Raw genomic sequence first — 23,192 nt, forward strand, 5'->3', positions numbered from 1 at the left:
TGCCGAACGCGTCTGTCGATCGTTCCCAGTGCGTCTCTCGATTACATCATCAGCAGGAGTCGATATGTTGGAACCACCAGCGCAGTTGCAGCCGGGCCTCACTGTCGATGGGATAACGATCAATGTTCCCTCGCTTCCGGAAGCCGTGTCTTCGATCGTGTCGGCCGCGCAACATGGCGACAACTTCAGCGTCTGCACGCTCAATCTCGACCACGTCGTCCAGCTTCAACACCACGCCAATTTTCGCGCGGCCTATCGTCGTGCCCGATTTGTCACCGCCGACGGGTTCCCCATTGTCGTGCTGAGCCGCCTCATGGGCGTGCCAATCGAACGCACGACCGGCGCCGATCTCGTCGAGCCTGTTTGCGCGGAAGCCCGCAAGAAAGGACTCCCGGTCTTTCTGCTGGGGGCGAACGATCTCACGCTCAAGACAACGGCACGGCGTTTGTCGGAACGATTCAAGGGATTGCAAATCGCGGGATGCTTTGCGCCGGGACCGGGTTTTGATCCCTATTCCAGCGAAGCCGATGCTGCGATCGAACGCATCCGAGCCTCGGGCGCCAGAATTTGCTTCGTCGCGCTGGGTGCGCCACGGCAGGAGCTGTTCGCGGCGCGATGCCTCGACGAGCTGAATGGAACCGGAGTGTTGTGCATCGGAGCCGCACTCGATTTCATCGCCGGCACGCAAGACCGCGCGCCGTCCATCGCGCGCAAAACCGGGCTGGAATGGGCATGGCGCATGCTGCGCGAGCCGCGCCGGCTCGGCCCCCGCTATATCAAATGCATGACAGTCGTTCCGCGCCTCGTTGCGCGAACCATTCCGCAAATTGTCCAGGCACGCATGAGGAAAGCGGCATGACTTCAACATTGACCCTGGCGCTACGGGCGCGAAACGCCAACCGGATCAAGCCACGTTACCAGATCTGCCTGATCCACCCGTTCGACCCGCGCGGCCAAAAGGTGGGCGGCCTCGAAACATACATTCGCGACTTCATTACATTCCATCCGACCGACACCGACATCCTCTTCATCGGTGTCGACTCGACGGGCGAGCTGGAGCTCGGCAAGCTTCACCGGATGACATTCCGAGGCCGCGGCTTCGACTTCCTGCCGATCCTGCACTATTCGGACCAGCAGGCGCGCGAAGCGGCCCGCAGCATCCGCACCTCGCTGACCGGGCAATTCTTCATGGCACTGCTCCGCCACTTCGGTCCGATCGCAAGGCTGATCCGCGCCAGGCGGTGCTCGGTCGATCTGCGGCGGGTGGAATTCTCCTGGTTGCCGGCGATCCTGCGGCTGCCGTTCGTGCAGATGCTTCACGGCGAGGGCGCGCCGAAACTGCAGATGGATTCGCTGCTGCGGAAATACGCCTTCGTCCACAATACCGGCGAGCGGTTTGCCGTCGCCATGAGCGAGAAATTTCTCTGCGTCAATCCGTTCATCACCGAGCGGTTGCAGCGGACCTATCCGCGCCGCAAGGACAAGATTGATACGCTCTGGACATGGGTCAACACGGATATCTTCAAGCCGCAACTCTGGCCGCTGAACTCGTCGCCATTTCAGATCGTGTTCGCCGGCCGGCTCGATGAATTCAAGGATCCACCGCTGATGTTTCGCACGATCGACCGCCTGCGGCGGCGATTGAACGGCGACGTACGGTTTCACTATATCGGCACCAGCGACCCGCACCGGTTCGAAGAGTTCGCCGCGATCGAAGACATCACCGTCCGCCACGGCTTCAAAGACGCCGCCGGCATGGCGGAGACGCTGGCGAGCGCGCATGCCGGCATCCTGACATCCGAATTCGAAGGCATGCCGCGCTGCGTGCTCGAAACCCTTGCGGTCGGCCGGCCCGTCGTCGCCATGCACCTGCCCCAGCTCGAGCCCGTGATCCACTCTGGTGTCAGCGGCTATCTGGTGGCGCGAAGCGGCAGCCGCGACGACATGGCCGATGCGCTCGCACAGCGGTTCGTCGACGTCCGGAATGCCATCGACGCGGGCACGATGAATCCGGTACAAATCGCCGATTCGATCCGGGCGTTCACGCCGGGCACCCAGCTTGCGCGAGTCTTCCGCTATCATCAGGAAATTCAGGATGCCCGCGGACTTGCCGCCGCGGCGCCGACTTACTGAGGGCGCCGGGTTGAACATCCTTCTGTTGACCAGCGAGTTCGCCCCCGCGATGGGAGGAATTGGGACTTACGCGCGCGAAATTGCGGCGGCGGCGAGCCGGCTCGGCGCCAAGGTCACCGTGGTGGCGCCGGACTACGCACAGCAGACGGCCGACGACGATCGCATTCTTCCTTTCGAGGTCGTGCGCTACAGCGGCGGCCTCCACTCCATGCGCGACATGCCGCGCAAGATCATGCTGGCACGCCGCGGCGTCCGCGGCGACCGATATGACGTGGTCCATGCCGCCGATTGGCCGTTCTTCATTCCGGTTGCGCTTTCGAGATGGCGCACGCAGGCGCGGGTACTGATGACGGTGCACGGCACCGAGATCAACGAAACGCAGACGCCGCTAAAGCGCATGGCGATCCGCGGCGCCGGCGTGTTCGGACCGCGGACGGAGATCATCGCCAACAGCGGTTTTACCGAGACGCTGTTCCGCGAGCGGTTTGCTGTCGACCCGCGCCAGATCAGCGCGATCAGTCTCGGCGTATCGGAGTTCTGGTTCGGCGGACGACGGACGCGCCGGGAGATTCGCCTGGCCCATCGCCTGCCGGAAGACCGGCTGGTGATGATCACGGTCGCGCGCATCACGCGCCGCAAGGGACATCATCTGACGCTTGCCGCGCTATTGCAGCTTCCGGACGATCTGCGCCATCGCATCACGTGGCTCGTGATCGGCCCGGACGGCGAAGCCGATTATGTCGATGCTCTGCGGCGCAACGCCGAGGCGGCGGCCTGCGACATTCGTTTCCTCGGCCCGCAATCGAACGAAGACATCCGCGATCTCTACGCGGCCTCGGATTTCTTTTGCCTGACGGGTCTCCCCGATACGACCGGCCGGGTGGAGGGATTTGGGTTGGTCTATCTCGAGGCCGGGGCCGCCGGCCTGCCAAGCGTCGCGACCGACGTCGGCGGCGTGCCTGACGCCGTGCTCGCCGACGAGACTGGAATTCTCGTGCCGCCGTCGGCCGAGAGCATATCGCAGGCGATTGCAGAGCTGGCCGCCGATCGGAATCTGCGCGCCATTCTCGCGGCAGGCGCATCCTCCCATGCCCGCGCCCTTTCATGGGAACGATGCGCGGCGATAACCTATGGCCTGCCCTACACCGGCAAGCCGGCATCTGCAGACCGCGCCATCGGAATAACGGCATGAAGCTGCTGGTCGCGACTGCGATACTGCTGACGCTCGCGAACGGTGCAGCGCGGGCGGACAACGAGAACTGCCGCAAGAGCCGCGAGTATCTCCTGGGAACGCCCGGCGGGGACCTGTCCCTGACGCCGCAGACCTATAACGACCTGTTCAAGATCTGCGTCGCGGCATCGGCCATGCCCAACGTTAAGGACGCGTATATCCTGCGCGATGGCGGCATCGCCGTGGTCCCCAAGCAGGACAGCGTTTCAGCGACGGCAGCCACGCTGGCTCAGTTCTGCGACGCCTATCCTCGCGGCGTGCTCCGCTTCATCACCAGCAAGGAAAAGCTTTCCATCCGGTCCGTAACGGACGTCGCACGGATGTCGTCAACCTCGTCCACGCCATGCAAGAAGATTAAGGGCGTCTCTTAGAGCGCGCGCCATCCGTCTCACTTCTGCCGGTTGTAGTAATCCGGCATGTCATGCGGATCCATCGCCTGCTCGGCTCTGCGCCCCAGAAAGAAGAAGCCGCTGGCGGCGTCTGCTGCGGCCCGTCCGCGACCGAACGCATCGAGATATCTGATCCAGAAGAACGGCAGCACGATCAGGCGTGACAGCTTGTTGCCCGCGCCGAGAGCGCGTGCGAAATAGCGAATTGACCATTCAAGCGCCACACCGGCGCCGCCGACCGGTCCGGCGTTGATCTCGGAAAATCGCCTGAACAGCCAGCGATGACCGCTCTGCGTGAAACGCGAGAAGTCATAGGCCCGCTCGTGCACCTGCTGCATGAACGGCGTCTCCGCATAGACCAGGCCTTCCAGCCGCAGCACCCGATGCAGCTCGGCAACGACCGTTGCGGGCTCCAGCACATGTTCCAGCACCGCCTGCACCCAGACGCCGTCGAACACGCCGTCTTCGAAGGGTAGACTGTGGGCGTCAGCCACCAGCACGGTGTGCGGCGAAGCGTAGACATCGGTGCCGACAAGCTCGATGGAATCGTCCCGGTAGAGTGCGTCTGCGCCCAAACCGATCGTCCCGCCTCCGACAACGAGTACAACCGGCCGCCTCGACCCCCGCTTCAACAGCTCGATGAACGTTGCGCTGTTGGCGACTGCAACCGGATTGCCTCCGAAGGTAAGGCGATGCAGCCGCGATCCAAGGGAACTGCGACTGACGTCCCGCCGCAGCGCCGAGCCATTCTCGGCCTCGTACATCCTGCGTTCAAAAATGCTGGCTGCGAAATCGATCAGCACCGGCTGCGCGCCGATCATCGGAAACCCGGCTCTGCTATAATCGCAGGCACGGTTTGAGCACGTTGGCTGTGACCACACGTTCCGCAGCGGCGACGAGCAGCGAGGACAGCGAAGACGCTTTTTCCAGTGCGCGGGTTCCGTATTCGCTACCGAATGATCGACGGCAGAAAGCTGCAAAGAAGGACCTCATATGTCATTTCTTCTGCCCTGCCCCGCTCATGACTCGCAATCGATGCTATTTCGAATGCAATGACAGCGCAACAATGCGGGACCGGGAACAATTCGGATGGTTGCAATTGGATGTCGCAGGAAGCTGCAGCCAGATGCCACCGTGAGGGCTTGCGAGAACGCAACGCACAAACCCGCCCTGCTGTTTCGAACAAACTTTAGGATTTGTCGAAAGCCTTGCAGCCGGCTCGTTTCGCGTCGCCTGGTTGGCGAGATCGGCCTCAGCCGACGAAACCCGGCATCTGCCCGATCAGGTGAAGAGCAGATGGTCCCATATCAGGTGCGTACCGCCGCTGAACGCGATGGATACATCATGACCGGGATCGATCTGCACCACGCAGTCCCCGATTGACTCCCCTGCCTTGAAATCCCTTGCCACATCATGCCTGACCATCTCGCTGAAAATGAACGGATCGCGGCTTGCGCTGTTCAGGACGGCGCTGACAACCGTCCGGGTCAATGTGACTCCAGCCTCATCGGTGTTCCCGATAGGTAAGCCGTCATGATTGTCGAAGGTAAGCCGCTCGCGGGTGCCACCGACAAACGGCCTCAAGAACCCAAGGAGACGTCCCTCCACATCAGGGCTGACACTTTCAATCCTATCATCGCCACCGAGCAGTGGCGGTGAGACGGAGTTGCCATCGGTCGCCGGCATTTTCGGCGTGCTGCCGGAGCTCTGCGCCGGACTGGCGAACAGCCCGTTGGCGTCGACGACGCCATCGGCGAACTGCAGGAATTCGAGACGTGTGAGATGATCGGTGCCGTCGCGGCCCGCGACTCGGTCGTTCACCACCAGTTGACCATCGACAATCGAGATGTCGTAGTCGCGCTCGTTGCCGGAAAAATTCGCCGTATCGACGCCCTCTCCGCCATCGATGATGTCGTCGCCGACGCCCGCTGTGATGAGATCGTTGCCCGCGCCGCCATCGATCATGTCGTTGTCCGTCGCCGCGCCGGAAAGCCAATCCTGGTGGTCGGTCATGTCGACATGGATATTGTGAACGTAGAGATCGAACGTGCCGGGCGAGCTTGCATTGGCGGCGTCGGCCGGCGTCAGCGCGACGCCGTTGATCAGGAAATCCTTGATATGCAGTGCCCGCCCCGGTGTGGCGTTCGCCAGGTTGATGTCGATGGAGGCGATCGGGCCGAAATCGACGAAGCTTATCGTGAAGGTCTGGTATTCAGATGGATCCGCGGCCGGGTTGAACTCCATTAATCCGGATACCGGCTCGCCGTTCAACTTGATTTGGGCCTGCGCGCCAACGCCGCCAACCGCGGAGCCATAGCCCACGAGGGTAATCGTTGTTACCGCCAGTTTGCCGCTGCTTGCGGGCCCGCCGACAATGACATCCGCACCGGCACCGCCATGAATGATGTCATCGCCAAGCCCGGCATTGATCGTGTCATCCCCCCGGCCGAGGTCGATCAGGTCGGCGATGGCCGATCCCCTCATCGCAAGATCGGGCACCGCCCCGTCGCCATGAAAATACTGCGAGACGATCGCCTCGGCCGGCTTTCCCATGACGGAATAGCCCGTGCCCGAAAATTGATTATTGAGATCCCATTGCCAGAGCTCGACGCCCTTGAACCAACTGCCGCCATGGGCGGCCCAGACCTGGAAGAAGGCACTGAAGGCGTCCGCCTGCTCCAGCAAATCAACCGTACCATTGCTCGTCCACGATCCCGGAGAGATCGCGGTACCATCGATGCTGCGATAGCCGACCTCGGTCATCAGCAGTGGCTTGTCGTATTTGGTCGCGAGCGAATGGAGAAAATCGACCGGTGATTTGTAGTCGAATGCTGCCGCGTAATAGGGATTGACCGGAACGGCAGTCCACGCGTCGACCAGATCCTGCACGGTTGGCGCATTGCTGACCGTCAATGGCGGATAGGTGTTGACGCCGATGGTGTCGAGCTGATCCCAAAAGCTGACATGCGAGGCCTCATCGGTCGCCGCCGCATAGGTCAGTTCGCCATGATAGACCTCGCGGACTGCCGCAATGAGATCGATCCAGTAGCCGCGATACGGCTCGCCGGACAGGCTGCTCATCTCGTTGCCGATCGCGAACATCTCCACGCCACCGGCCTGCGCGACGGCAGCTAGATGCACGATCTCGGCCTTGTAGGACGCGAAAAAGCCGGCGACATCCGCCGGTGCCAGACTCGATACCCTGGTTCCGTTCAACGTCGAGAGCGCGGCCTTGAACAGCACCGACAGGCCGGCATCGTGCGCGGCCTGAAAGCCTGACAAGAGGCTGGCGTCGCTTTCGGTCTTGGCTGGTTCGGCAAAGACCGAGTTGGACGTTCCGGTCTGTGTCCATATCCGCGCCGTGAGCTCGATCGAATTCGATCCGAGCGAGGCGATCCTTTGAAATGCCTGCCTGGCCGAGGCGCTTGAGAACTGTCCATTCCATTCGGACAATGCGCCAAAACCCTGAACCTCGAAAATACTTGCCACCCGCGCACCCCGCCCTGTGCGACGGATAGCGCGAGGGATTAACATTCAGCTTAAGATGACCTCGGACTTGTACGGAGCAGCCCTCGCTTTTTTCGGCGCGTGTTTCACGCGCTGAATGATCGCACGCTAAGTTCCGGCGCGGGAACTTCACTTAGGCTTGCCGTCAAGCGCTGTGGTTCACCATTTCCGTTTCGAACGTCCAGGCGCTGCGCGGCTGCTCGTAGAGCCGCCCAATGCGGCTCGCCGATAAAATTGGTTGATAGCTGCTAGAAGCAACCTTTGATACCTCAAGAGAACAATGTCGGCTAAGACCGGGTCCTGACAAGAACTGCCGATGTCCATGGAGTGAAGACGATGCGCCTGTCTGCGGCGATGATTGCGGCTGCCCTGATGGCCGTGCCTGCAAATGCAAGCGAACTGACCGGAACGCTCCAGAAGATCAAGGAAACGAACAGGATCATCCTCGGCATTCAGGAAGCTTCGGTGCCATTCAGCTATCTGGACAGCGATCAAAAGGCGATTGGATATGCGGTCGACATCTGCATGAGGATCGTCGACGCGGTCAAACGCGAACTCAAAGTCTCGACTGTTGCCGTCGAAACGCTTGCCGTCACGTCATCCAATCGCATTCCGCTCATGATGAATGGGACAGTCGACCTTGTCTGCTCTTCCACCACCAACAATGCGGAGCGGCAGCGCCAGGTGACGTTCACAAATTCGCATTTCCTGTCGGCGACCCGTTTTGCCGCGAGAAAGTCCGACAACATCGCGACAATCGACCATCTGAAAGGCAAGCCCGTTGTTGCGATATCGGGCTCGACCAACATGGTACAGCTTAATCAGGTCAATAATACGCGAAATCTCGGCATTGCAGTGCTGGCCGCCAAAGATCAGGCGGAGGCCTTTCTCATGCTGGAGACGGGACGCGCGGCCGCTTACGTCCTCGATGACGTGCAACTCGCCGTCGCGATCGCGCGATCAAAGGATCCGTCCGCCTACATGATCAGCGAGGAAGCCCTGTCCAGGGCCGAGCCTTACGGGATCATGCTGCGCAAGGACGATGCACCGTTCAAGACCGTGGCCGACCGGGCGACCGCGGATCTATACAGAAGCCCGGAGATCGAATCGATCTACAGGAAGTGGTTCGAATCGCCGGTGCCGCCCAACAGCCTCAATTTCAAGACTCCGATGTCGGCGGTCTTGCGCAAGGCATTCGCGCATCCGTCGGACAACCCAGACCCGGCAAGCTACGAGCGCTGAGGACCCGCGGCAAGCATGACGCAACCCCGCTGAACAGCCTTTAACCCTCGGGAGAATGCTGCCTGCTTCGAGCGCCATTTGAGCACATTGCCGATACTTTCCAGGCCCGGCGCAGATCAGCGACCATCTTACGCCAAGCGTCGCCGCTCGACCCGCCGAAGCGGCGGACGTAGGCCGGGTGAAAAGTGATTTGCAGGGGACGGCCATCAAATTGGAGCTTTGCCTTGCGCGACGCTCGGATCGAACGCGACGCCCTGAATAGGCGAGCCGCCGTGCTGCCGAGCGCAACGACTACGCGCGGCTTGGAGCGCCGGATGTCCGTCAGTACCGCGGCGCCGTATTGATTGATTTCCTCGATAGTCGGAGCGCGATTGCGCAGCGTGGATTTTTCCGTGCATTCTATCGGCCGAAATGGAATCGCGTTGGCCAAACGTAGTTGTCTGAGATCGATCCCAGCCTGCTCGAGCAGTTTGCGCAACGCGCAGCCAGCCGGTCCGACAAAGGGCCTTCCCTGCTCAGCTTCTTCGGCGCCGGGCGCCTCGCCAACCAAGTATAGCCGCGGTCGCCGGAAGAGACCCTCAGGCGCGACCCGGCGCTGATCGAGTCGCTTGTTGGCAATGCTTGTCTCGGCCATCGGTGTCTACACTCGCCAAAAAGCCTGGTCACGCGAATGTCGTTCGGCCATCTCGTCTTGCTTTTGCGGGTGATGACGTACGCGCCCCCCAACGGAGCCTTGCCAACATGATCAAGGGCATCAGGGCCGTTCGACGAGCTCTAACATCGGTCTTTAATGCGACATCAGTACCGGAACGGTCATCGTGTCGAGAATGCCACGCGTCACGCCCCCGAGGAAGAACTCGCGCAGCCGCGAATGACCGAAGCCGCCCATTACGATAAGGTCGGCTGATAGATCTGCCGCGTGCGACAGGATTACGTTTGTGACATCAGCCCCATCGGCGGTGAGCGCTTTGGTGCTGGCATTCAAGTCGTGGCGCGCCAAGTGTCTGCCAACGGCCGCCAGGGATTCTTCGGCTTCCCGACCCCTATTGCCTACGTTGATCACCTCGATCGACTTCGCGCGCTCCAATAACGGCATTGAGTCCGCGAGCGCCCGCGCGGCAGTGCGGCTTCCGTCCCAGCAGACGAGAATGCAGCCGAGCTTGATGCCGTCCGTTTGGATACCGGGTACGACGACGATAGGCCGACCGGATTCAAACATCGCTGCTTCAGCGGCAAGACCCGTGGAGGTCGTCACTTCGGGCTCGGCCCGCGCAACGATTGCAAGATCGAACGTCCGAGCAATACGGCCAAACGTCCTTGGGATTCCTTCAATGCTGGTCTCGACCATCTGCGCCTCGGCAGGAAGATGAGCCTGCGCCGCTGCCTGTTTGAATCTTTCGATGGCCCCGTTTGCCGCCCTGGCGCTCTCTTCGCGCAGGGACTCGATTAGGTCGGCCGGAACAGCCTCCATGCCACCAGCCACAATCGCTGGGGAGTGACACATTGCGATCCCTGCAATCTGGGCGTCGAACATCCTGGCAACGGATATCGCGTACGCTGCTGTTGGATCGCGAGAGTTACCGGTCGCCAAGTTGACGACAATGTCTCGAATCACGGCCAGCCTCCTCATGATGAGCTGCCCTTGTGGGGCAAAGGGCTTGCGAGTTCGTTCGTGTAAAGCGGCCGCTCAAAATGAAGAACTCCGGGCGGTCCGCATTAGTTCCGGGCGCAAAGGCCAGTGGCGCGGTCCCGCCGAGAGCAGAACACGTCCGTCCTCAGGTTTCGCGATCGTAGAAGGATTGCTCCATCATCCGCGGTGTCCCAGCCGCTGCTTGGGCACAATTGCCGGCTGCGGCGAGAGCCGCCCGCCGTGCGCCTCTTCGTGCATCGACCGCAAATAGTGTTCGGCGTGCTGAAGATAACTTTCCGCTGCGATCAGATCTCCCTTCAGCGCTTCAGCGCGCGCCAACTCTACGTAGCGCTCGTAATTTCTTTGTGCGTTCTGAGACTGCCTCGGGAGGCGGGTCCTGACGACTTTGCTTTTCCGTGACTGTGTTCTTCTCGCCATTGTGGTAGCTGTAAAATTGATCTTTTGCGCAAGGCTATCGCCGACGACGCGTTCTGGTCCGGGCTGCCTTTTGGCTGCCGCAGAGCGCTGCGCCGGGCCTTTGGTCTTTACGGCCTTCCGAGCCGCCGCTGAGCGGGCCGAGGCGGAGCGACGCGAGGCGGCGCTTCGTGCTTGTTTCGACAGTGCCGCACGCGACGCCGTACCGCGTGGTTCACGCTTGAGGGCCTGCGATACAGCACGTGAAACGCGCGGCCGGCGTCGGGTCTTTCGGTTGCCCTGGCCCGCCTCATAGGCGTATTCGGCACTTTTGCGGGTTCTTGCCTTGGCCTTGCCTTTTGCCGGCGGACGGAGCGGAACGCCCGCACGCCGTGCCTTGGACAGGCCGATTGCAATCGCCTGCTGTGGCGATCTCGCTCCATGTTGGCCGCGGCGGACTTTGCGAATCTCCTCGTGCACAAACTCGCCCGCCTGGGTGGTTGGCGACTTGCCCGCGCGCTTGTCCCGCTTGGCCTTCTGCACTGTCCTCCGCTCTGGCATGATCGTCTCCAGTTGCTTGTGCATCGCCCCGCGAAAAGGCTTTGCCAGTGGCCGTTCTCTCAAGACACTAACGTCCGACCGCGGGAAATGGTCCCGGACGCTTAGGCCAGATACCCACGAGCGCCGGCTCACTGCTTGTCACCGAGAATTTCGGCCGATCTCGTACGATGCACGCGACGCTCTGTACGGCGGCTTGGACGCGATCTTGGGCTGGATGGCCCGCCAGGACGATGGCAAGTCCACCAAAACGAAAAACTCCCGCAGCGTCAGCTACGGGAGTGTCGGTATCGTTGGTTGCGGGGGCAAGATTTGAACTTGCGACCTTCAGGTTATGAGCCTGACGAGCTACCGGGCTGCTCCACCCCGCGTTAAACCGTTGCACTGCCTTCGAAAAAAACCGGACCCGACGTGAAGCCGGCCAACGCGTGGTTGCGCCGATCGATCCCGTCCGGAGGCTTCCTGAGAAGGCGACCCGGGCAAGGCCATCGGGTGCGAGGGGTATGTATCAACGTCACCTCGCTTTGGAAAGGGGCAAGAAGGGGCTTTTGCAGATTTTATGACAGCAAAAACGAGGAGTTGGAGCGCCAAAACCGGCCTTTGGAACCGCTCTTGCCATAAACGCCGCAAAAGCGGAGTTTTGCGCCCAAAGCCGCGGCCCATCAGGTCGCCAGAACAAAAGTCCGGGAGGGGGCATGGGCGTGACCGATATCTTCGATTTCGTGGTGGTGGGTGGCGGCTCCGGTGGCTGCACGGTGGCGGGCCGGCTATCGGAGGATTCGAAGACGTCGGTGGCGCTACTCGATGCCGGCGGCCGGAATGACAATTGGGTGGTCACGACGCCGTTCGCGCTCGTGCTGATGGTCGCAGGCCCCGTCAACAACTGGGCCTTCAGCACCGTGCCGCAGAAGGGCCTCAACGGTCGCATCGGCTATCAGCCGCGCGGCAAGGGGCTCGGCGGCTCCTCGGCGATCAACGCGATGGTCTATATCCGTGGCCACCGCGCCGACTATGATCGATGGGCCTCGCTCGGCAATACCGGCTGGTCGTTCGCCGACGTGCTGCCCTACTTCAAGCGCGCCGAAGACAATGCCGATTTTGACGGCGAATATCACGGCAAGGGCGGTCCCCTCGCGGTCAACAAGTCGCGCACCGGCAATCCGGTGCAGCAGATTTTTCTACAGGCGGCGCAGGAAGCGCAGTTTCGCCTGCGGGAGGATTTCAACGCCGACGAACACGAAGGCCTCGGCATCTATCAACTGACGCAGCGGAACGGCGAGCGCTGCAGCGCCGCGCGCGCCTATATCCACCCGCATATGGGCAACCGTGCCAATCTGCGCGTCGAGACTCATGCCCACGCCACACGCCTCATGTTCGAAGGCAAGCGCGCGGTCGGCGTTGAATATCGGCAGGGCAAGGAGCTGAAGCAGATCCGCGCCCGGCGCGAGGTGATCCTCTCCGCCGGCGCGTTCCAGACCCCGCATCTCCTGATGCTGTCGGGTATTGGCGACAGTATCGAGCTTGCAAGGCACGGTGTCGCCACCGTGCATCACCTGCCCGGCGTCGGACAAAACCTGCAGGATCATCCGGACTTCGTGTTCGGCTACATGTCCGACAATCCCCACTTCAACGGCATTTCACTTAATGCGTTGCCGCGGCTGCTGCGGGCCATCCGACAGTATCGCCGCCAACGCACCGGGCCGATGACATCGAATTTCGCCGAATGCGGCGGCTTCCTGAAAACCCGACCCGATCTCGACATCCCCGATATTCAGCTTCATTTCGGCATGGCGATGGCCGACGATCACGGCCGCAAGCGGCATCGCGGCACCGGCTTCTCCTGCCACGTCTGCCTGCTGCGGCCGAAGAGCCGCGGTAGAATTTCGCTGTTCGGCGCCGATCCATTTGCGCCGCCGCTGATCGACCCGAATTTCTTCGGTGACGCGGACGACCTGGAAGCCATGGTCGCCGGCTTCAAGACCACGCGCCGGCTGATGGAGACGCCGGCGCTGCGCGCGTTGCAGAAGAAGGAGATGTTCACGGAAGGCGTGCATAGCGACGACGACATCCGCGACGTGTTGCGCGCCCGGGTCGACACCGTCTATCACCCGGTCGGCACGGCCAAGATGGGCGTCAATGATCCCATGGCCGTGGTCGATCCGAAGCTGAAAGTGTACGGCGTCGAAGGATTGCGCGTGGTCGATGCGTCGATCATGCCGACCCTGATCGGCGGCAACACCAATGCGCCGACGATCATGATCGGAGAAAAGGCCGCCGACATGATAAGAGCGGAGATGCGGGCGGGTTGATTTTCGTTGTAGCGCCCCTCTGTCATTGCGAGGAGCGAAGCGACGAAGCAATCCATCTATCCGTTATGCCGTGGCATGGATTGCTTCGCTTCGCTCGCAATGACGTGGAGCGAGCCGATTTCCGAGATCGCAATTATGCATTATCAGCACGCTCCACGGCTTATCAGCAGCATCCGATTTGGCTAGAGTGGCCGCATCGGACTACAAGAACATCACCTGACGCAACGGGAGAGAAAAAGTGGATCTTGGGATCAAAGGCCGCCGTGCCATCGTCTGCGCATCGAGCAAGGGCTTGGGCCGCGCCTGCGCCATGGCGCTGGCCAATGAGGGCGTGCATGTCACGTTGACCGCGCGCGGCGCGGAGGCGCTGAAAAAGGCGGCCGACGATATCCGCAAGGCCAGTCCGGGCGTCACGGTAACCGAGATTGTCGGCGACATCACGACGCCCGCCGGCCGCGAAGCCGTGCTGAAGGCCTGTCCCGAACCGGACATCCTGATCAACAATGCCGGCGGCCCGCCGCCCGGCGATTTCCGCAACTGGACCCGCGACGACTGGATCAAGGCGATCGACGCCAACATGCTGACGCCGATCGAACTGATCAAGGCGACGGTGGACGGCATGATGGCGCGGAAATTTGGCCGCATCGTCAATATCACCTCGGCCGCGGTGAAGGCGCCGATCGACATATTGGGGCTTTCCAACGGCGCGCGCGCCGGACTCACCGGCTTCATCGCGGGACTGTCGCGCAAGACCGTGATCAGCAACGTCACCATCAATGCGCTGCTGCCGGGACCGTTCGACACCGACCGCCTGCGCGGTGTGGGGAAAGCAGAAGCCGAGAAGCGCGGCATCCCGCCGGACCAAGTGTTTGCCGAGCGCGCCAAGCAAAATCCAGCCGGGCGGTTCGGCGATCCGGACGAGTTCGGCTACGCCTGCGCCTTCCTGTGCGGCGCCAAGGCCGGCTTCATCACCGGCCAGAACATCCTGCTGGACGGCGGCGCTTTCCCCGGCACGTTATGAAGGCAGTCTGGTACGAGCGAACCGGGCCAGCACAGGAAGTGCTGGCCTATGGCGAGACGCCGACGCCGGTGGCCGGCCCGGGCGAAGTCCGGGTGCGGCTGGAGGCGTCCGGCGTCAATCCCGCCGATGTCGGCCGCCGCGGCGGCGGCTACCGGCCGATGGAATATCCGCGCGTCATTCCCAACAGCGACGGCGCCGGCATCATCGATCAGGTCGGCGACGGCGTCACGCGGCTCAAGATCGGCCAGCGGGTCTGGCTGTTCAACGGCCAGCGCAATGGCCGCGCGTTCGGCACCGCGGCTGAATATATTGCGCTCGCCGAACATCTGGTGACGCCACTGCCGGACAACCTATCGTTTGCCGAAGGCGCCACGCTGGGCATTCCCGGCATGACGGCATGGTGCTGTCTCTATTGCGACGGGCCGATCGTGGGGCAGACCGTGCTCGTCACCGGCGGCGCCGGCGCGGTCGGGCACTACGCCGTGCAGCTCGCCAAATGGGGTGGCGCCAAGGTGATCGCGACCGTCAGTTCGGCGGCCAAGGCCGAGCAGGCACGTCTCGCCGGCGCCGATCTCGTCGTCAACTACAGGACGGATGACGTTGTTGCGAAGGCGATGGCCTTCACCGCGCAGCGCGGCGTCGACCGCGTCGTCGATGTCGATTTCGGCGGCAATATCGCGACCACACTGAAACTGATGGGCACCAATTCGACGATTGCGGTCTACGCCACCAACGGCAACCGCACGCCCGTCGTACCAATGCGCGAATTGATGGAGAAATGCATCGCAGTCCGCGCGCTCGTGTTGTTTGCGCTGCCGCCGCCGCTACTGGCGGCGGCGCAGGCCGACATCACGAAATGGCTCTCGGCAGGCCGGCGCATCCACAACGTCGCCGCGCAGTTTGCACTCTCGGACACCGCGCTGGCGCACCTTGCGGTGGAGAAAGGCGACAAGCTGGGCACCGTTATCGTGGATTGCGCTCGTCTTCTTCCCGCTGGCTGACACCGGAGGAATCCGCCGTCGTTCGCTCCTCGTTCCAGGTAAGGCCGAACTCGTCGAGCCCCTGCGCCAGCAAATCTCCAAGCATCGGCTCGCCAAGAAGATAGCGCGCGGTGTCGAGGTCCCGCTGGCCTGCCGCCTCCGTACGCAGATCCTCCCATTCCTCGATGGTGGCGTCGCCGCGCCCCAGTCGCATCAGGGCAACGAGAGCGACCCTCTCGTCCTCGGAAAGCGAGTTGATGAAGCCGGTGATCTCGCTGACGACCGGATCTTTTCCGTTGTCCTGCAGCACGTCGATCATGTCGTCATCGCCCGCGTTCGACCCTGAGTCCGGATCGGATGCCCCTTCCTTGACGTCGAACTGCCGGGCTTTCTCGATCAGAAAGCCGATTTTCTCGGGCGAAATCATGAGTTCTGGCATCGCATGTTCCTCATACGGGCTATGCGATAACGCCGAACGCTGTCGGATGATCCATTGCACCGGCTGATGGAAACCCGCATCCTCGCCCGAACAATCAGAAACGAGAGGATGCGCCGGATGCAGTGGAACGTGGGCAGGGTCAGGATCACGAGAGTTGTCGAAATGGAGACTGTCGGCAGCACCCGTTTCATTCTTCCGCTCGCGACCAACGAGGAAATCCGGAAACTGCCTTGGCTGATCCCGCAATTTGCGACCGAGGAAGGCCGGCTGAAAATGTCGATCCATTCGTTCCTGGTCGAGACTCCGTCGCGCCGGATCATCGTCGATACCGGTCTTGGCAACGACAAACAGGGCCGCAATGTGCCGACCTGGAACAACCGAAAGCACCCGTTTCTCGACATGCTGACAGCGGCGGGCTTCCCGCCCGACAGTATCGATACCGTGCTGTGCACCCACCTGCATGTCGACCATGTCGGCTGGAACACGAAACTCATCGACGGCAAATGGGTGCCGACCTTTCCCAACGCGCGATATTTCTTCGGCAAGACGGAATACGATTACTGGCGCGACCACAGCGATGAGCCGGATAAGCTCGCGGTGTTCGGCGATTCCGTGAAGCCGATCGCCGACGCCGGCAAATCCGAGCTCGTCGCCAGCGATGCCAGATTGACGGATGAAATCACGCTGATCCCGACCCCCGGCCACAGTCCCGGCCATATGAGCGTCCACATCAAGTCGGACGGCGAGGAAGCCCTGCTAACGGGGGACGTCGCCCATCATCCGTGCCAGATGGCCCATCTCGACTGGTCCTCGACCGCCGATTCCGATCCCCGGCAATCGGCCGAAACCCGCCGCGAACTGTTTTCGCGCTTCGCCGACACGCCGACGCTGGTGATTGGCGGGCACTTCAGCGCCGGTCACATCAAGCGCGATGGCGATGCTTTCAGTTTCGTGGCGCTGGGGTGACTCCGGACTGCCCGCCCCTCATCGTGAGGAGGCGCAAAGCGCCGTCTCGAACCATGTAGGCCCCACTCGGGCCACATCCTTCGAGACGGCCGCGCTGCGGCCTCCTCAGGATGAGGGTCTGGTATGTATCGCTGGGGTCGGGTCGGCAGTTGAATTTCCTGCCCCGCTGTTCCATGAAGCGTCTGAAGTTTACGGAAATTCCCCCGAAATCCTCAAGAAAACCCCGCAGGGAGCGATAAAATGAAGCTTGTTCGTTACGGCGCCAAGGGTGCGGAAAAGCCCGGCCTGATCGATAAATCCGGCCAGTTGCGCGATCTTTCCGCCCACGTCAGGGATCTCGACGGGGACGCCTATGCGCCGGCCTCGCTGGCCAAGCTGGCGGCGCTGGATACCTCCAAGCTTCCCGCCGTCGACGGCAAGCAGCGCCTGGGCGCGCCGGTCACCGGCATCTCGAAATTCGTCGCGATCGGCCTGAACTACAGCGACCACGCCAAGGAGACGGGATCGCCGATCCCGACCGAGCCGATCTTCTTCATCAAGGCCAACACCTCGCTGTCGGGCCCGAACGATGCGGTCGAAAAGCCGCGCGGCTCCACCAAGCTTGACTGGGAAGTCGAGATCGCCGCCATCATCGGCACCCGCGCCAAATATGTCTCGGAGGCCGACGCGCTCAACCACATCGCCGGCTACTGCGTCTGCAACGACGTCTCCGAGCGCAATTTCCAGATCGAGCGGCTCGGTCAGTGGACCAAGGGCAAGTCGCACGACACGTTCGGCCCGCTCGGCCCGTGGCTGGTCACCAAGGACGAAATCCCCGACGTGCAGAACCTGTCGATGTGGCTCGACGTCAACGGCAAGCGCTGCCAGACCGGATCGACCTCGACCATGATCTTCTCGATGGCGAAGTGCATTTCGTATGTCTCGCAGTTCATGACGCTGTTGCCGGGCGATATCGTCACCACCGGCACCCCGCCCGGCGTCGGCCTCGGCATGAAGCCGCCGACCTTCCTCAACGTCGGCGACGTCGTTACGCTCGGCATCGAAGGGCTCGGCGAGCAGCGCCAGGAAATCGTCGCGGCCTAGATGTCATACCCCGCGAATGCGGGGTATCCAGTACGCCGCGGCGTGGGTGAGAAAACCGAACCGCCGCGGGGTACTGGATTATCCGCCTTCGCGGATGATGACAGCGAGTGGTCGTCATCGCCGGACAAAACAAGAAGAAGCCCTCGAGGACAGCATGAAACTCACCTTCTCTCCCGCCTCGCCGTTCGCCCGAAAAGTTCGCATCGTCGCGATCGAAACCGGTCTGATCGACCGAATCGAATTCACTCCGGCGACGGTTGCTCCGGGTCAACCCAATGAAGAATATTCGAAGATCACGCCGCTGAAAAAGCTGCCGGTGCTGATCCTCGACAATGGCGACGTCATTCTCGATTCCTACGTCATCGTCGAATATCTCGACGAGCTCGCCGGCGGCGGAAAGTTGATCCCCGCATCCGGGCCTGAGCGATGGAAGGTGAAGAGCGACCATTCCCTGCTGCAGGGCATGCTCGATTCCATGCTGCTGTGCCGGTACGAAAAAATGGTGCGGCCGGAAGGGCTGCGCTGGGACGCCTGGCACGACGACCATTGGAGCAGAGCGTGGGCCGGCATGGCGCGGTTCGAGAACAAGCCCGACGTGCTGTCCGGTCCGTTCAACATTGTGCAGATCGGCCTGGTTTGCGTGCTCGGCTATGCCGACTTCCGCTTTGCCGATTGCGGCTGGCGCAAGGCCTATCCAAAGCTCGATGCCTTCCATCAGAAGATGATGGAGCGGCCGTCGGTGAAAATCTCGGCGCCGCCGCCGGCGTAACCCAAACAACGGAGACGGTAGCATGCGCGAGGTTGGCAAAAAATTGCGGCACCTCGGCTTCGCTGCCGTTTTCGCGCTCGCCGCATCCGGCGCATCCGCCCAGCTACAGGAATTCTCCACCGGCCAGCGCAATCTCGCCGGCGGCAGCCCAGACGCGATTGGCGACGGTTGGCTGACTGCTGGCGGCCGGCAGATCGTTTCGGTCGAATGGATCGAGCAATCAGTCACGCCGCGTTTTCGCGCGATCGGTTTTTTCGGCGACCTGCCAACTTCATTATTCCTTACGTCCGGGACAACAACGCGCGACAATTCAGCAGGAAAACCATGAGCCTGAAATTTGCCGTCGGCGACCTCACCATCCACCGCATCATCGAGCAGGAAACCACCTTCCTGCCGGCTTTGGAGATGCTGCCGGGGCTGACGCCGGAGGTCTTGGCCGAGAACCGACCGTGGATGCAAAAGGCCGGCGCGCTCGACCATAACGACGTGCTGATCCTCTGCTTCCAGTCTTACGTCGTGAAGACGCCGCACCACACCATCCTGATCGATAGCTGCATCGGCAACGACAAGCCGCGGCCGCAGCGGCCGAAATGGAACATGAAGACGGACGACACCTATGCGCGCGCATTGGCCGCCGCCGGGATTTCCATCGAAGACATCGACTACGTCATGTGCACGCATCTGCATGTCGATCATGTCGGCTGGAACACGCGGCTCGATAATGGCCGCTGGGTGCCGACCTTCCCGAAAGCGCGTTACGTGTTCGACAAGACCGAATTCGACCACTGGACCGAGACGCACGCGAAGACGCCGGTGCCGCCATTTGGCGACAGCGTGCTACCGGTCGTCGAGGCCAAACAGGCCGAAATCGTCCGCAGCGACTACGCCATCGGCGATCACACCCGCATCCTGCCGACGCCGGGCCATACGCCCGGCCATGTCGCCTTCACCTTCGGTCGGGCCAAGGATGACGCCGTATTTTCGGGCGACCTGATGCACTCGCCGCTGCAGACGCGCTATCCGGAACTATCCGTGAAGTTTGACGTCGATCCGGCGCAGGCGGCGGCGACGCGGCGCGGTTTCCTGGAACGCTACTGCGACACCGATACGCTATGCTGTACCGCGCATTTTCCGTCGCCTTCGGTTGGGAAGATCCGGCGCGCGGGCAACGGATTTATCTGCGAGGCGATATGAGTTCGAACCCATCCGATTTCGAGACGCTTTCGATCGAACCGGCCGACGAGCACGTGACGATCATTCGTCTCAATCGGCCGCATGCCTCCAACGCGCTCAACACCCAGATGGGCCGCGATCTCGTGCGCTATTTCGAGGAGGTCGCGCTCGATTCCATGAGCCTGCGCTGCATCGTGCTGACCGGCGCCGGTGACAAGGCGTTCTGCGCCGGCGGCGATTTGAAGGAACGGCGCGGCATGACGGATGAGGCGTGGACGCGCCAGCACGTCATTTTCGAGCGCATGGTGCGGGCGCTGATCGACTGCCCCGTCCCGATCATCGGCGCCGTCAACGGCGCGGCCTATGGCGGCGGCTGCGAGATCGCAGGCTGTTGCGATTTCCTCTACGCCGCCGAGAGCGCGCGCTTCGCGCTGACCGAGGTGACACTCGGCATCATGCCGGGTGGCGGCGGCACGCAAACCTTGCCGCGCGCCGTCGGCGAGCGCCGCGCCAAGGAGCTGATCCTGACCGGCAAGCCGTTTACTTCAGCGGAAGCACGTGACTGGGGTTTTGTGAACGAAGTCTTTCCGCTGTCCGAACTATTGCCGGCGGCGCTGGCGACCGCCTCGCGGATCGCCCGCAACGCACCGATCTCCGTCCGGCAGGCAAAGCTCTCGATCCATCGCGGCCTGCAACTATCCCTGCGGGACGGCCTCGCGCTCGAGATCGAGGCCTATAACCGCATGGTGCCGACGGAAGATCGCCGCGAGGGCGTGCTGGCCTTCAACGAGAAGCGGCCGCCCAATTTCAAGGGCCGGTGAACGCATAGCGTTTTCGAGCGAAGCCTGCCCCCGACGTGATCCGGGATGGGTACCGGTTCGCGTGAAGAAAACGCGTCAAAACAAGAGTCTAGAGCTTCGGTTCTGATTCAGTCAGAACCGAAGATTTAATCGAACAGGCTCGGCGTGTGGTTCACCGCCGCGCCTTCGATCGCCAGCATCTTCAGCTTCGTCACCACCCCGCCATTGGCGGAGAAGCCGCCGGGCTTGTTGCCCGCCGCCAGCACGCGATGACACGGCACCACGATCGGACAGGGGTTGCGCCCGAGCGCCTGACCGACGTCGCGCGACAGCTCCACGCCGCCCAGCTTCTTGGCGATATCGCCATAGGTCATGGTCTTGCCCGGCGGTATCGTACGCGCGATGTCATAGACACCGCGGTTGAATTCGGGGACGCCATCGAGATCGAGCACGACGTCGGTGAGATCGTTCGGCTTGCCTTCGAGCAGTTCGACGATGCCGTCGATCGCGGCCTGCACCTTTGCCGGCGGCGGCGTCTCGATCAGGTCGCCATGGCGCTGCTGCAGGCGGGCGCGGGTCTTCTTCTCGTCGCCCATCGGCAATTGCACCGAGGTAATGCCGCGCTCGCCCCAGACGATGCCGCAGCGGCCGATCGCGGTGTCGAATATCGTAAAATGGTGCCCGGTCATGACTGGCTCCATATTCTCCTGTTCAGTGCCACCCAGCTTTCCTCTCAGGTTCAAATCTAGGCTTGGAGATTATTGCTATCCACCCGAATCCCGGGGGAACTTGACGGCATGAACAACTTCCGCTGATCTGGGGCTCCCACCGACGCCGTTCAATGGGCCCTCGCCTGCTTCCAATTCCGCGAGCTTCGTATGCAAACCTTTCACGTCAACGGCTATGACATGGCCTATCTCGACGTCGGCTACGGCACCGGCAATGGCCCGCCGCTGGTGTGCGTGCATGGCTCGCTGTGCGATTTTCGGATCTGGTCGTCGGTGCTGGGACTGCTTACGCGCAAGCATCGGGTGATCGCGCTGTCGCTGCGGCATTTCTTCCCGGAGCATTGGGACGGCGTCGGCGATACCTATTCGATCGCCCAGCATGTCGAGGACGTGATCGGCTTCATCGAAAAGCTGGACACAAGGCCAGTCGACCTGATGGGCCATTCCCGCGGCGGGCACATCTGCTTCCGAGTCGCGCAGCACCGGCCTGATCTGCTGCGCAAGCTGATCCTGGCCGAGCCCGGCGGCGAACTCGATGCCACGCTCGATCCGGCTTACATGCCCGGGCCCCTCGCCGCTGGCCGGAATGATCGCGGCTTCCGCCAGCGTGATCGCCAAGGGCGACATCGACGGCGGCCTGCAGATTTTCATGGATGCGCTGGAAGGTCGCGGCGCCTGGAAGCGCCTGCCGGCGACGCCGAAGCAATTGCTGCGCGACAACGCGACGACGCTGATCGGGCAGATGCGCGACCACCGACCGCCCTTCTCCAAGGCGGATGTGGAAGCGATCACGACGCCGACGCTGTTCATCGGCGGCGGCAACACCAGGGGTACGCTGCCAAAGGTGCTCAATGCCTTGGCCGCCAACGTCAGGGGATCGCGCGTCGAGATGATCCCGGGGGCCACGCATCCGATGTTCGAACAGGCGCCGCAGAAATATTGCAAAATCGTGCTGTCGTATCTCGGGGAGGATTGATCGCGATGCAGACCTTGAACATCAACGGCTACGACATGGCCTATCTCGATGTCGGCCAAGGCGCTGCCAACAACCCGCCGCTGGTTCTCGTGCACGGCACGCTCGGCGATTTCCGTACGTGGAACGCCGTGCTGGGGCCGCTGTCGAAACGCCACCGCGTGATTTCGCTGAGCCTGCGGCGATTCTTTCCGGAGCATTGGGACGGCATCGGCAACGACTATCTGATGGCGCAGCACGTCGTCGACGTCATCGGCTTCATCGAAAAACTGAATGCCGGGCCGGTCGATCTGATCGGCCATTCGCGCGGCGGCCATATTGGATTCCGGGTGGCGCAGGCGCGGGCTGATTTATTGCGCAAAGCCGTCCTTGCCGAACCGGGCGGCGATCTCGAGCCGTCGCTGCAGCCGAGCAGTCCACCTCCTGGCCCCGTGCCGCTGGGCCCGCGCATTCCGGTCGCGGCCGAGATGGTGCGAAACGGTGACATCGACGGCGCGCTGGCGCTGTTCGTCGATGGCATCGACGGCGAAGGCGCATGGGCGCGATGGCCGGCGGTGGCGCGGCAGCAATTGCGCGACAATATCCATACGCTGCTCGGTCAAGTCGGCGAAAACCGCAAACCATTCCTGAAGAGCGAAGCGGAGGCGATCAGGACACCGATGCTGCTGATCGGCGGCGGCGACACCAGGGGCGCGCTGGCGGTAATCTGGCGCGTGCTGGCCGAACATATTCCGGGCGCGCGGACGGCGGTGATCCCCGGCGCGCGCCACTGGATGTTCGAACACGCACCGCAGGAATTTTGCAACGTCGTACTGGATTTCCTGGCGCCGTAGATGCGCCGCCGACT

The 23,192-nt window shown here is 62.3% G+C and carries 22 protein-coding genes, 1 tRNA gene and 1 pseudogene; 16 read left to right on the plus strand and 8 right to left on the minus strand.

The genetic code is table 11. From position 1 onward, the window contains the following. Positions 1 to 64 precede the first annotated feature (64 nt). From V1278_RS34165 to V1278_RS34180, 4 genes are read left to right on the plus strand one after another with little or no spacing between them, the layout of a single operon-like run. The gene (locus V1278_RS34165; protein WP_334366571.1) at positions 65 to 859 is read left to right on the plus strand and encodes a WecB/TagA/CpsF family glycosyltransferase; all 795 of its coding nucleotides are present in this window, start codon (positions 65 to 67) and stop codon (positions 857 to 859) included. Further along, complete coding sequence (locus V1278_RS34170; RefSeq protein ID WP_334383744.1) at positions 856 to 2,133, plus strand: glycosyltransferase; 1,278 nt, start codon at positions 856 to 858, stop codon at positions 2,131 to 2,133. The genes V1278_RS34165 and V1278_RS34170 overlap by 4 nt, the downstream gene beginning before the upstream one ends. After that, positions 2,096 to 3,325 carry a glycosyltransferase family 4 protein gene (locus tag V1278_RS34175; protein ID WP_334383745.1) on the plus strand — a complete coding sequence of 410 codons (1,230 nt, stop codon included), beginning with the start codon at positions 2,096 to 2,098 and terminating at the stop codon, positions 3,323 to 3,325. The genes V1278_RS34170 and V1278_RS34175 overlap by 38 nt, the downstream gene beginning before the upstream one ends. Continuing rightward, a complete protein-coding gene (locus V1278_RS34180; protein WP_334366568.1) occupies positions 3,322 to 3,735 on the plus strand; it encodes a hypothetical protein in 414 nt (137 codons plus the stop codon). Before V1278_RS34175 ends, V1278_RS34180 begins: the two co-directional genes overlap by 4 nt. A gap of 17 nt (positions 3,736 to 3,752) precedes the next feature. Here V1278_RS34180 and V1278_RS34185 read toward each other — a convergent pair whose 3' ends face one another. Both V1278_RS34185 and V1278_RS34190 read right to left on the minus strand, forming a co-directional pair. Continuing rightward, the gene (locus tag V1278_RS34185; RefSeq protein ID WP_334366567.1) at positions 3,753 to 4,574 is read right to left on the minus strand and encodes a class I SAM-dependent methyltransferase; all 822 of its coding nucleotides are present in this window, start codon (positions 4,572 to 4,574) and stop codon (positions 3,753 to 3,755) included. Positions 4,575 to 5,034: 460 nt separating this feature from the next. Then, a complete protein-coding gene (locus V1278_RS34190) occupies positions 5,035 to 7,242 on the minus strand; it encodes a glycoside hydrolase family 113 (RefSeq protein ID WP_334383746.1) in 2,208 nt (735 codons plus the stop codon). Positions 7,243 to 7,596: 354 nt separating this feature from the next. Here V1278_RS34190 and V1278_RS34195 point away from each other — a divergent pair, with 354 nt between their 5' ends. Next, positions 7,597 to 8,502 (plus strand): amino acid ABC transporter substrate-binding protein, encoded by a 906-nt coding sequence (locus V1278_RS34195; RefSeq protein ID WP_334383747.1) that lies wholly within the window; start codon positions 7,597 to 7,599, stop codon positions 8,500 to 8,502. A gap of 40 nt (positions 8,503 to 8,542) precedes the next feature. Here V1278_RS34195 and V1278_RS34200 read toward each other — a convergent pair whose 3' ends face one another. The 4 genes from V1278_RS34200 to V1278_RS34215 form a co-directional block, all read right to left on the minus strand. After that, on the minus strand, positions 8,543 to 9,136 hold the full coding sequence (locus V1278_RS34200; protein ID WP_334383748.1) for a uracil-DNA glycosylase: 594 nt from the start codon (positions 9,134 to 9,136) through the stop codon (positions 8,543 to 8,545). Positions 9,137 to 9,289: 153 nt separating this feature from the next. After that, entirely contained in the window at positions 9,290 to 10,117 is an 828-nt protein-coding gene (locus tag V1278_RS34205) for a universal stress protein (RefSeq protein ID WP_334366563.1), read from the minus strand. A 192-nt stretch (positions 10,118 to 10,309) separates the two neighbouring features. Next, complete coding sequence (locus tag V1278_RS34210; protein WP_334383749.1) at positions 10,310 to 11,131, minus strand: DUF4167 domain-containing protein; 822 nt, start codon at positions 11,129 to 11,131, stop codon at positions 10,310 to 10,312. 267 nt (positions 11,132 to 11,398) lie between these two features. Beyond that, a tRNA-Met gene (locus tag V1278_RS34215) sits at positions 11,399 to 11,475 on the minus strand. A gap of 330 nt (positions 11,476 to 11,805) precedes the next feature. On the opposite strand from V1278_RS34215, the gene V1278_RS34220 reads away from it, so the two are divergent. The 3 genes from V1278_RS34220 to V1278_RS34230 all read left to right on the plus strand — a co-directional run bounded on the left by V1278_RS34220 (position 11,806) and on the right by V1278_RS34230 (position 15,435). Further along, positions 11,806 to 13,413: a GMC family oxidoreductase gene (locus tag V1278_RS34220; protein ID WP_334384319.1), complete on the plus strand. Its 1,608-nt coding sequence runs from the start codon at positions 11,806 to 11,808 to the stop codon at positions 13,411 to 13,413. 238 nt (positions 13,414 to 13,651) lie between these two features. Next, entirely contained in the window at positions 13,652 to 14,434 is a 783-nt protein-coding gene (locus tag V1278_RS34225; RefSeq protein ID WP_065743781.1) for an SDR family oxidoreductase, read from the plus strand. Next, positions 14,431 to 15,435: an NADPH:quinone reductase gene (locus V1278_RS34230; RefSeq protein WP_334383750.1), complete on the plus strand. Its 1,005-nt coding sequence runs from the start codon at positions 14,431 to 14,433 to the stop codon at positions 15,433 to 15,435. Before V1278_RS34225 ends, V1278_RS34230 begins: the two co-directional genes overlap by 4 nt. Here the strand turns inward: V1278_RS34230 and V1278_RS34235 are convergent. Continuing rightward, the gene (locus V1278_RS34235) at positions 15,398 to 15,853 is read right to left on the minus strand and encodes a DUF3775 domain-containing protein (RefSeq protein ID WP_334383751.1); all 456 of its coding nucleotides are present in this window, start codon (positions 15,851 to 15,853) and stop codon (positions 15,398 to 15,400) included. The two genes, V1278_RS34230 and V1278_RS34235, sit on opposite strands and share 38 nt — an antisense overlap. 117 nt (positions 15,854 to 15,970) lie before the next feature. Here V1278_RS34235 and V1278_RS34240 point away from each other — a divergent pair, with 117 nt between their 5' ends. From V1278_RS34240 to V1278_RS34265, 6 genes are all read left to right on the plus strand, one after another. Beyond that, positions 15,971 to 16,819, plus strand: coding sequence for an MBL fold metallo-hydrolase (locus V1278_RS34240; protein WP_334383752.1), 849 nt, complete (start codon positions 15,971 to 15,973; stop codon positions 16,817 to 16,819). Positions 16,820 to 17,059: 240 nt separating this feature from the next. After that, positions 17,060 to 17,902, plus strand: coding sequence for a fumarylacetoacetate hydrolase family protein (locus tag V1278_RS34245; RefSeq protein WP_334366558.1), 843 nt, complete (start codon positions 17,060 to 17,062; stop codon positions 17,900 to 17,902). A 154-nt stretch (positions 17,903 to 18,056) separates the two neighbouring features. Then, positions 18,057 to 18,671, plus strand: a complete 615-nt coding sequence (locus tag V1278_RS34250) for a glutathione S-transferase family protein (protein WP_334383753.1) — start codon at positions 18,057 to 18,059, stop codon at positions 18,669 to 18,671. 22 nt (positions 18,672 to 18,693) lie between these two features. Next, positions 18,694 to 18,999, plus strand: a complete 306-nt coding sequence (locus V1278_RS34255; RefSeq protein WP_334366556.1) for a hypothetical protein — start codon at positions 18,694 to 18,696, stop codon at positions 18,997 to 18,999. Beyond that, positions 18,996 to 19,865 carry an MBL fold metallo-hydrolase gene (locus tag V1278_RS34260; RefSeq protein ID WP_334383754.1) on the plus strand — a complete coding sequence of 290 codons (870 nt, stop codon included), beginning with the start codon at positions 18,996 to 18,998 and terminating at the stop codon, positions 19,863 to 19,865. Before V1278_RS34255 ends, V1278_RS34260 begins: the two co-directional genes overlap by 4 nt. Continuing rightward, on the plus strand, positions 19,862 to 20,665 hold the full coding sequence (locus tag V1278_RS34265) for an enoyl-CoA hydratase/isomerase family protein (RefSeq protein WP_334383755.1): 804 nt from the start codon (positions 19,862 to 19,864) through the stop codon (positions 20,663 to 20,665). The genes V1278_RS34260 and V1278_RS34265 overlap by 4 nt, the downstream gene beginning before the upstream one ends. Positions 20,666 to 20,790: 125 nt before the next feature. Here V1278_RS34265 and V1278_RS34270 read toward each other — a convergent pair whose 3' ends face one another. Continuing rightward, positions 20,791 to 21,333: a methylated-DNA--[protein]-cysteine S-methyltransferase gene (locus tag V1278_RS34270; protein ID WP_334383756.1), complete on the minus strand. Its 543-nt coding sequence runs from the start codon at positions 21,331 to 21,333 to the stop codon at positions 20,791 to 20,793. A gap of 219 nt (positions 21,334 to 21,552) precedes the next feature. Here V1278_RS34270 and V1278_RS34275 point away from each other — a divergent pair. Next, positions 21,553 to 22,137, plus strand: a pseudogene (locus tag V1278_RS34275) (alpha/beta fold hydrolase); the annotation flags it as partial. A gap of 216 nt (positions 22,138 to 22,353) precedes the next feature. Next, the gene (locus tag V1278_RS34280) at positions 22,354 to 23,178 is read left to right on the plus strand and encodes an alpha/beta fold hydrolase (protein WP_334383757.1); all 825 of its coding nucleotides are present in this window, start codon (positions 22,354 to 22,356) and stop codon (positions 23,176 to 23,178) included. Positions 23,179 to 23,192: the final 14 nt, after the last annotated feature.

The organism is Bradyrhizobium sp. AZCC 1577 (assembly GCF_036924575.1).
Taxonomy (GTDB): domain Bacteria; phylum Pseudomonadota; class Alphaproteobacteria; order Rhizobiales; family Xanthobacteraceae; genus Bradyrhizobium.

Excerpts from the sequence above, each read along its gene's own strand:
- V1278_RS34165 (WP_334366571.1), top strand. The coding sequence starts at position 65 with ATGTTGGAACCACCAGCGCAGTTGCAGCCGGGCCTCACTGTCGATGGG.
- V1278_RS34170 (WP_334383744.1), top strand. The coding sequence starts at position 856 with ATGACTTCAACATTGACCCTGGCGCTACGGGCGCGAAACGCCAACCGG.
- V1278_RS34175 (WP_334383745.1), top strand. The coding sequence starts at position 2,096 with ATGCCCGCGGACTTGCCGCCGCGGCGCCGACTTACTGAGGGCGCCGGG.
- V1278_RS34180 (WP_334366568.1), top strand. The coding sequence starts at position 3,322 with ATGAAGCTGCTGGTCGCGACTGCGATACTGCTGACGCTCGCGAACGGT.
- V1278_RS34185 (WP_334366567.1), bottom strand. The coding sequence starts at position 4,574 with ATGATCGGCGCGCAGCCGGTGCTGATCGATTTCGCAGCCAGCATTTTT.
- V1278_RS34195 (WP_334383747.1), top strand. The coding sequence starts at position 7,597 with ATGCGCCTGTCTGCGGCGATGATTGCGGCTGCCCTGATGGCCGTGCCT.
- V1278_RS34200 (WP_334383748.1), bottom strand. The coding sequence starts at position 9,136 with ATGGCCGAGACAAGCATTGCCAACAAGCGACTCGATCAGCGCCGGGTC.
- V1278_RS34210 (WP_334383749.1), bottom strand. The coding sequence starts at position 11,131 with ATGCACAAGCAACTGGAGACGATCATGCCAGAGCGGAGGACAGTGCAG.
- V1278_RS34230 (WP_334383750.1), top strand. The coding sequence starts at position 14,431 with ATGAAGGCAGTCTGGTACGAGCGAACCGGGCCAGCACAGGAAGTGCTG.
- V1278_RS34235 (WP_334383751.1), bottom strand. The coding sequence starts at position 15,853 with ATGCCAGAACTCATGATTTCGCCCGAGAAAATCGGCTTTCTGATCGAG.
- V1278_RS34240 (WP_334383752.1), top strand. The coding sequence starts at position 15,971 with ATGCAGTGGAACGTGGGCAGGGTCAGGATCACGAGAGTTGTCGAAATG.
- V1278_RS34245 (WP_334366558.1), top strand. The coding sequence starts at position 17,060 with ATGAAGCTTGTTCGTTACGGCGCCAAGGGTGCGGAAAAGCCCGGCCTG.
- V1278_RS34250 (WP_334383753.1), top strand. The coding sequence starts at position 18,057 with ATGAAACTCACCTTCTCTCCCGCCTCGCCGTTCGCCCGAAAAGTTCGC.
- V1278_RS34255 (WP_334366556.1), top strand. The coding sequence starts at position 18,694 with ATGCGCGAGGTTGGCAAAAAATTGCGGCACCTCGGCTTCGCTGCCGTT.
- V1278_RS34260 (WP_334383754.1), top strand. The coding sequence starts at position 18,996 with ATGAGCCTGAAATTTGCCGTCGGCGACCTCACCATCCACCGCATCATC.
- V1278_RS34265 (WP_334383755.1), top strand. The coding sequence starts at position 19,862 with ATGAGTTCGAACCCATCCGATTTCGAGACGCTTTCGATCGAACCGGCC.
- V1278_RS34270 (WP_334383756.1), bottom strand. The coding sequence starts at position 21,333 with ATGACCGGGCACCATTTTACGATATTCGACACCGCGATCGGCCGCTGC.
- V1278_RS34280 (WP_334383757.1), top strand. The coding sequence starts at position 22,354 with ATGCAGACCTTGAACATCAACGGCTACGACATGGCCTATCTCGATGTC.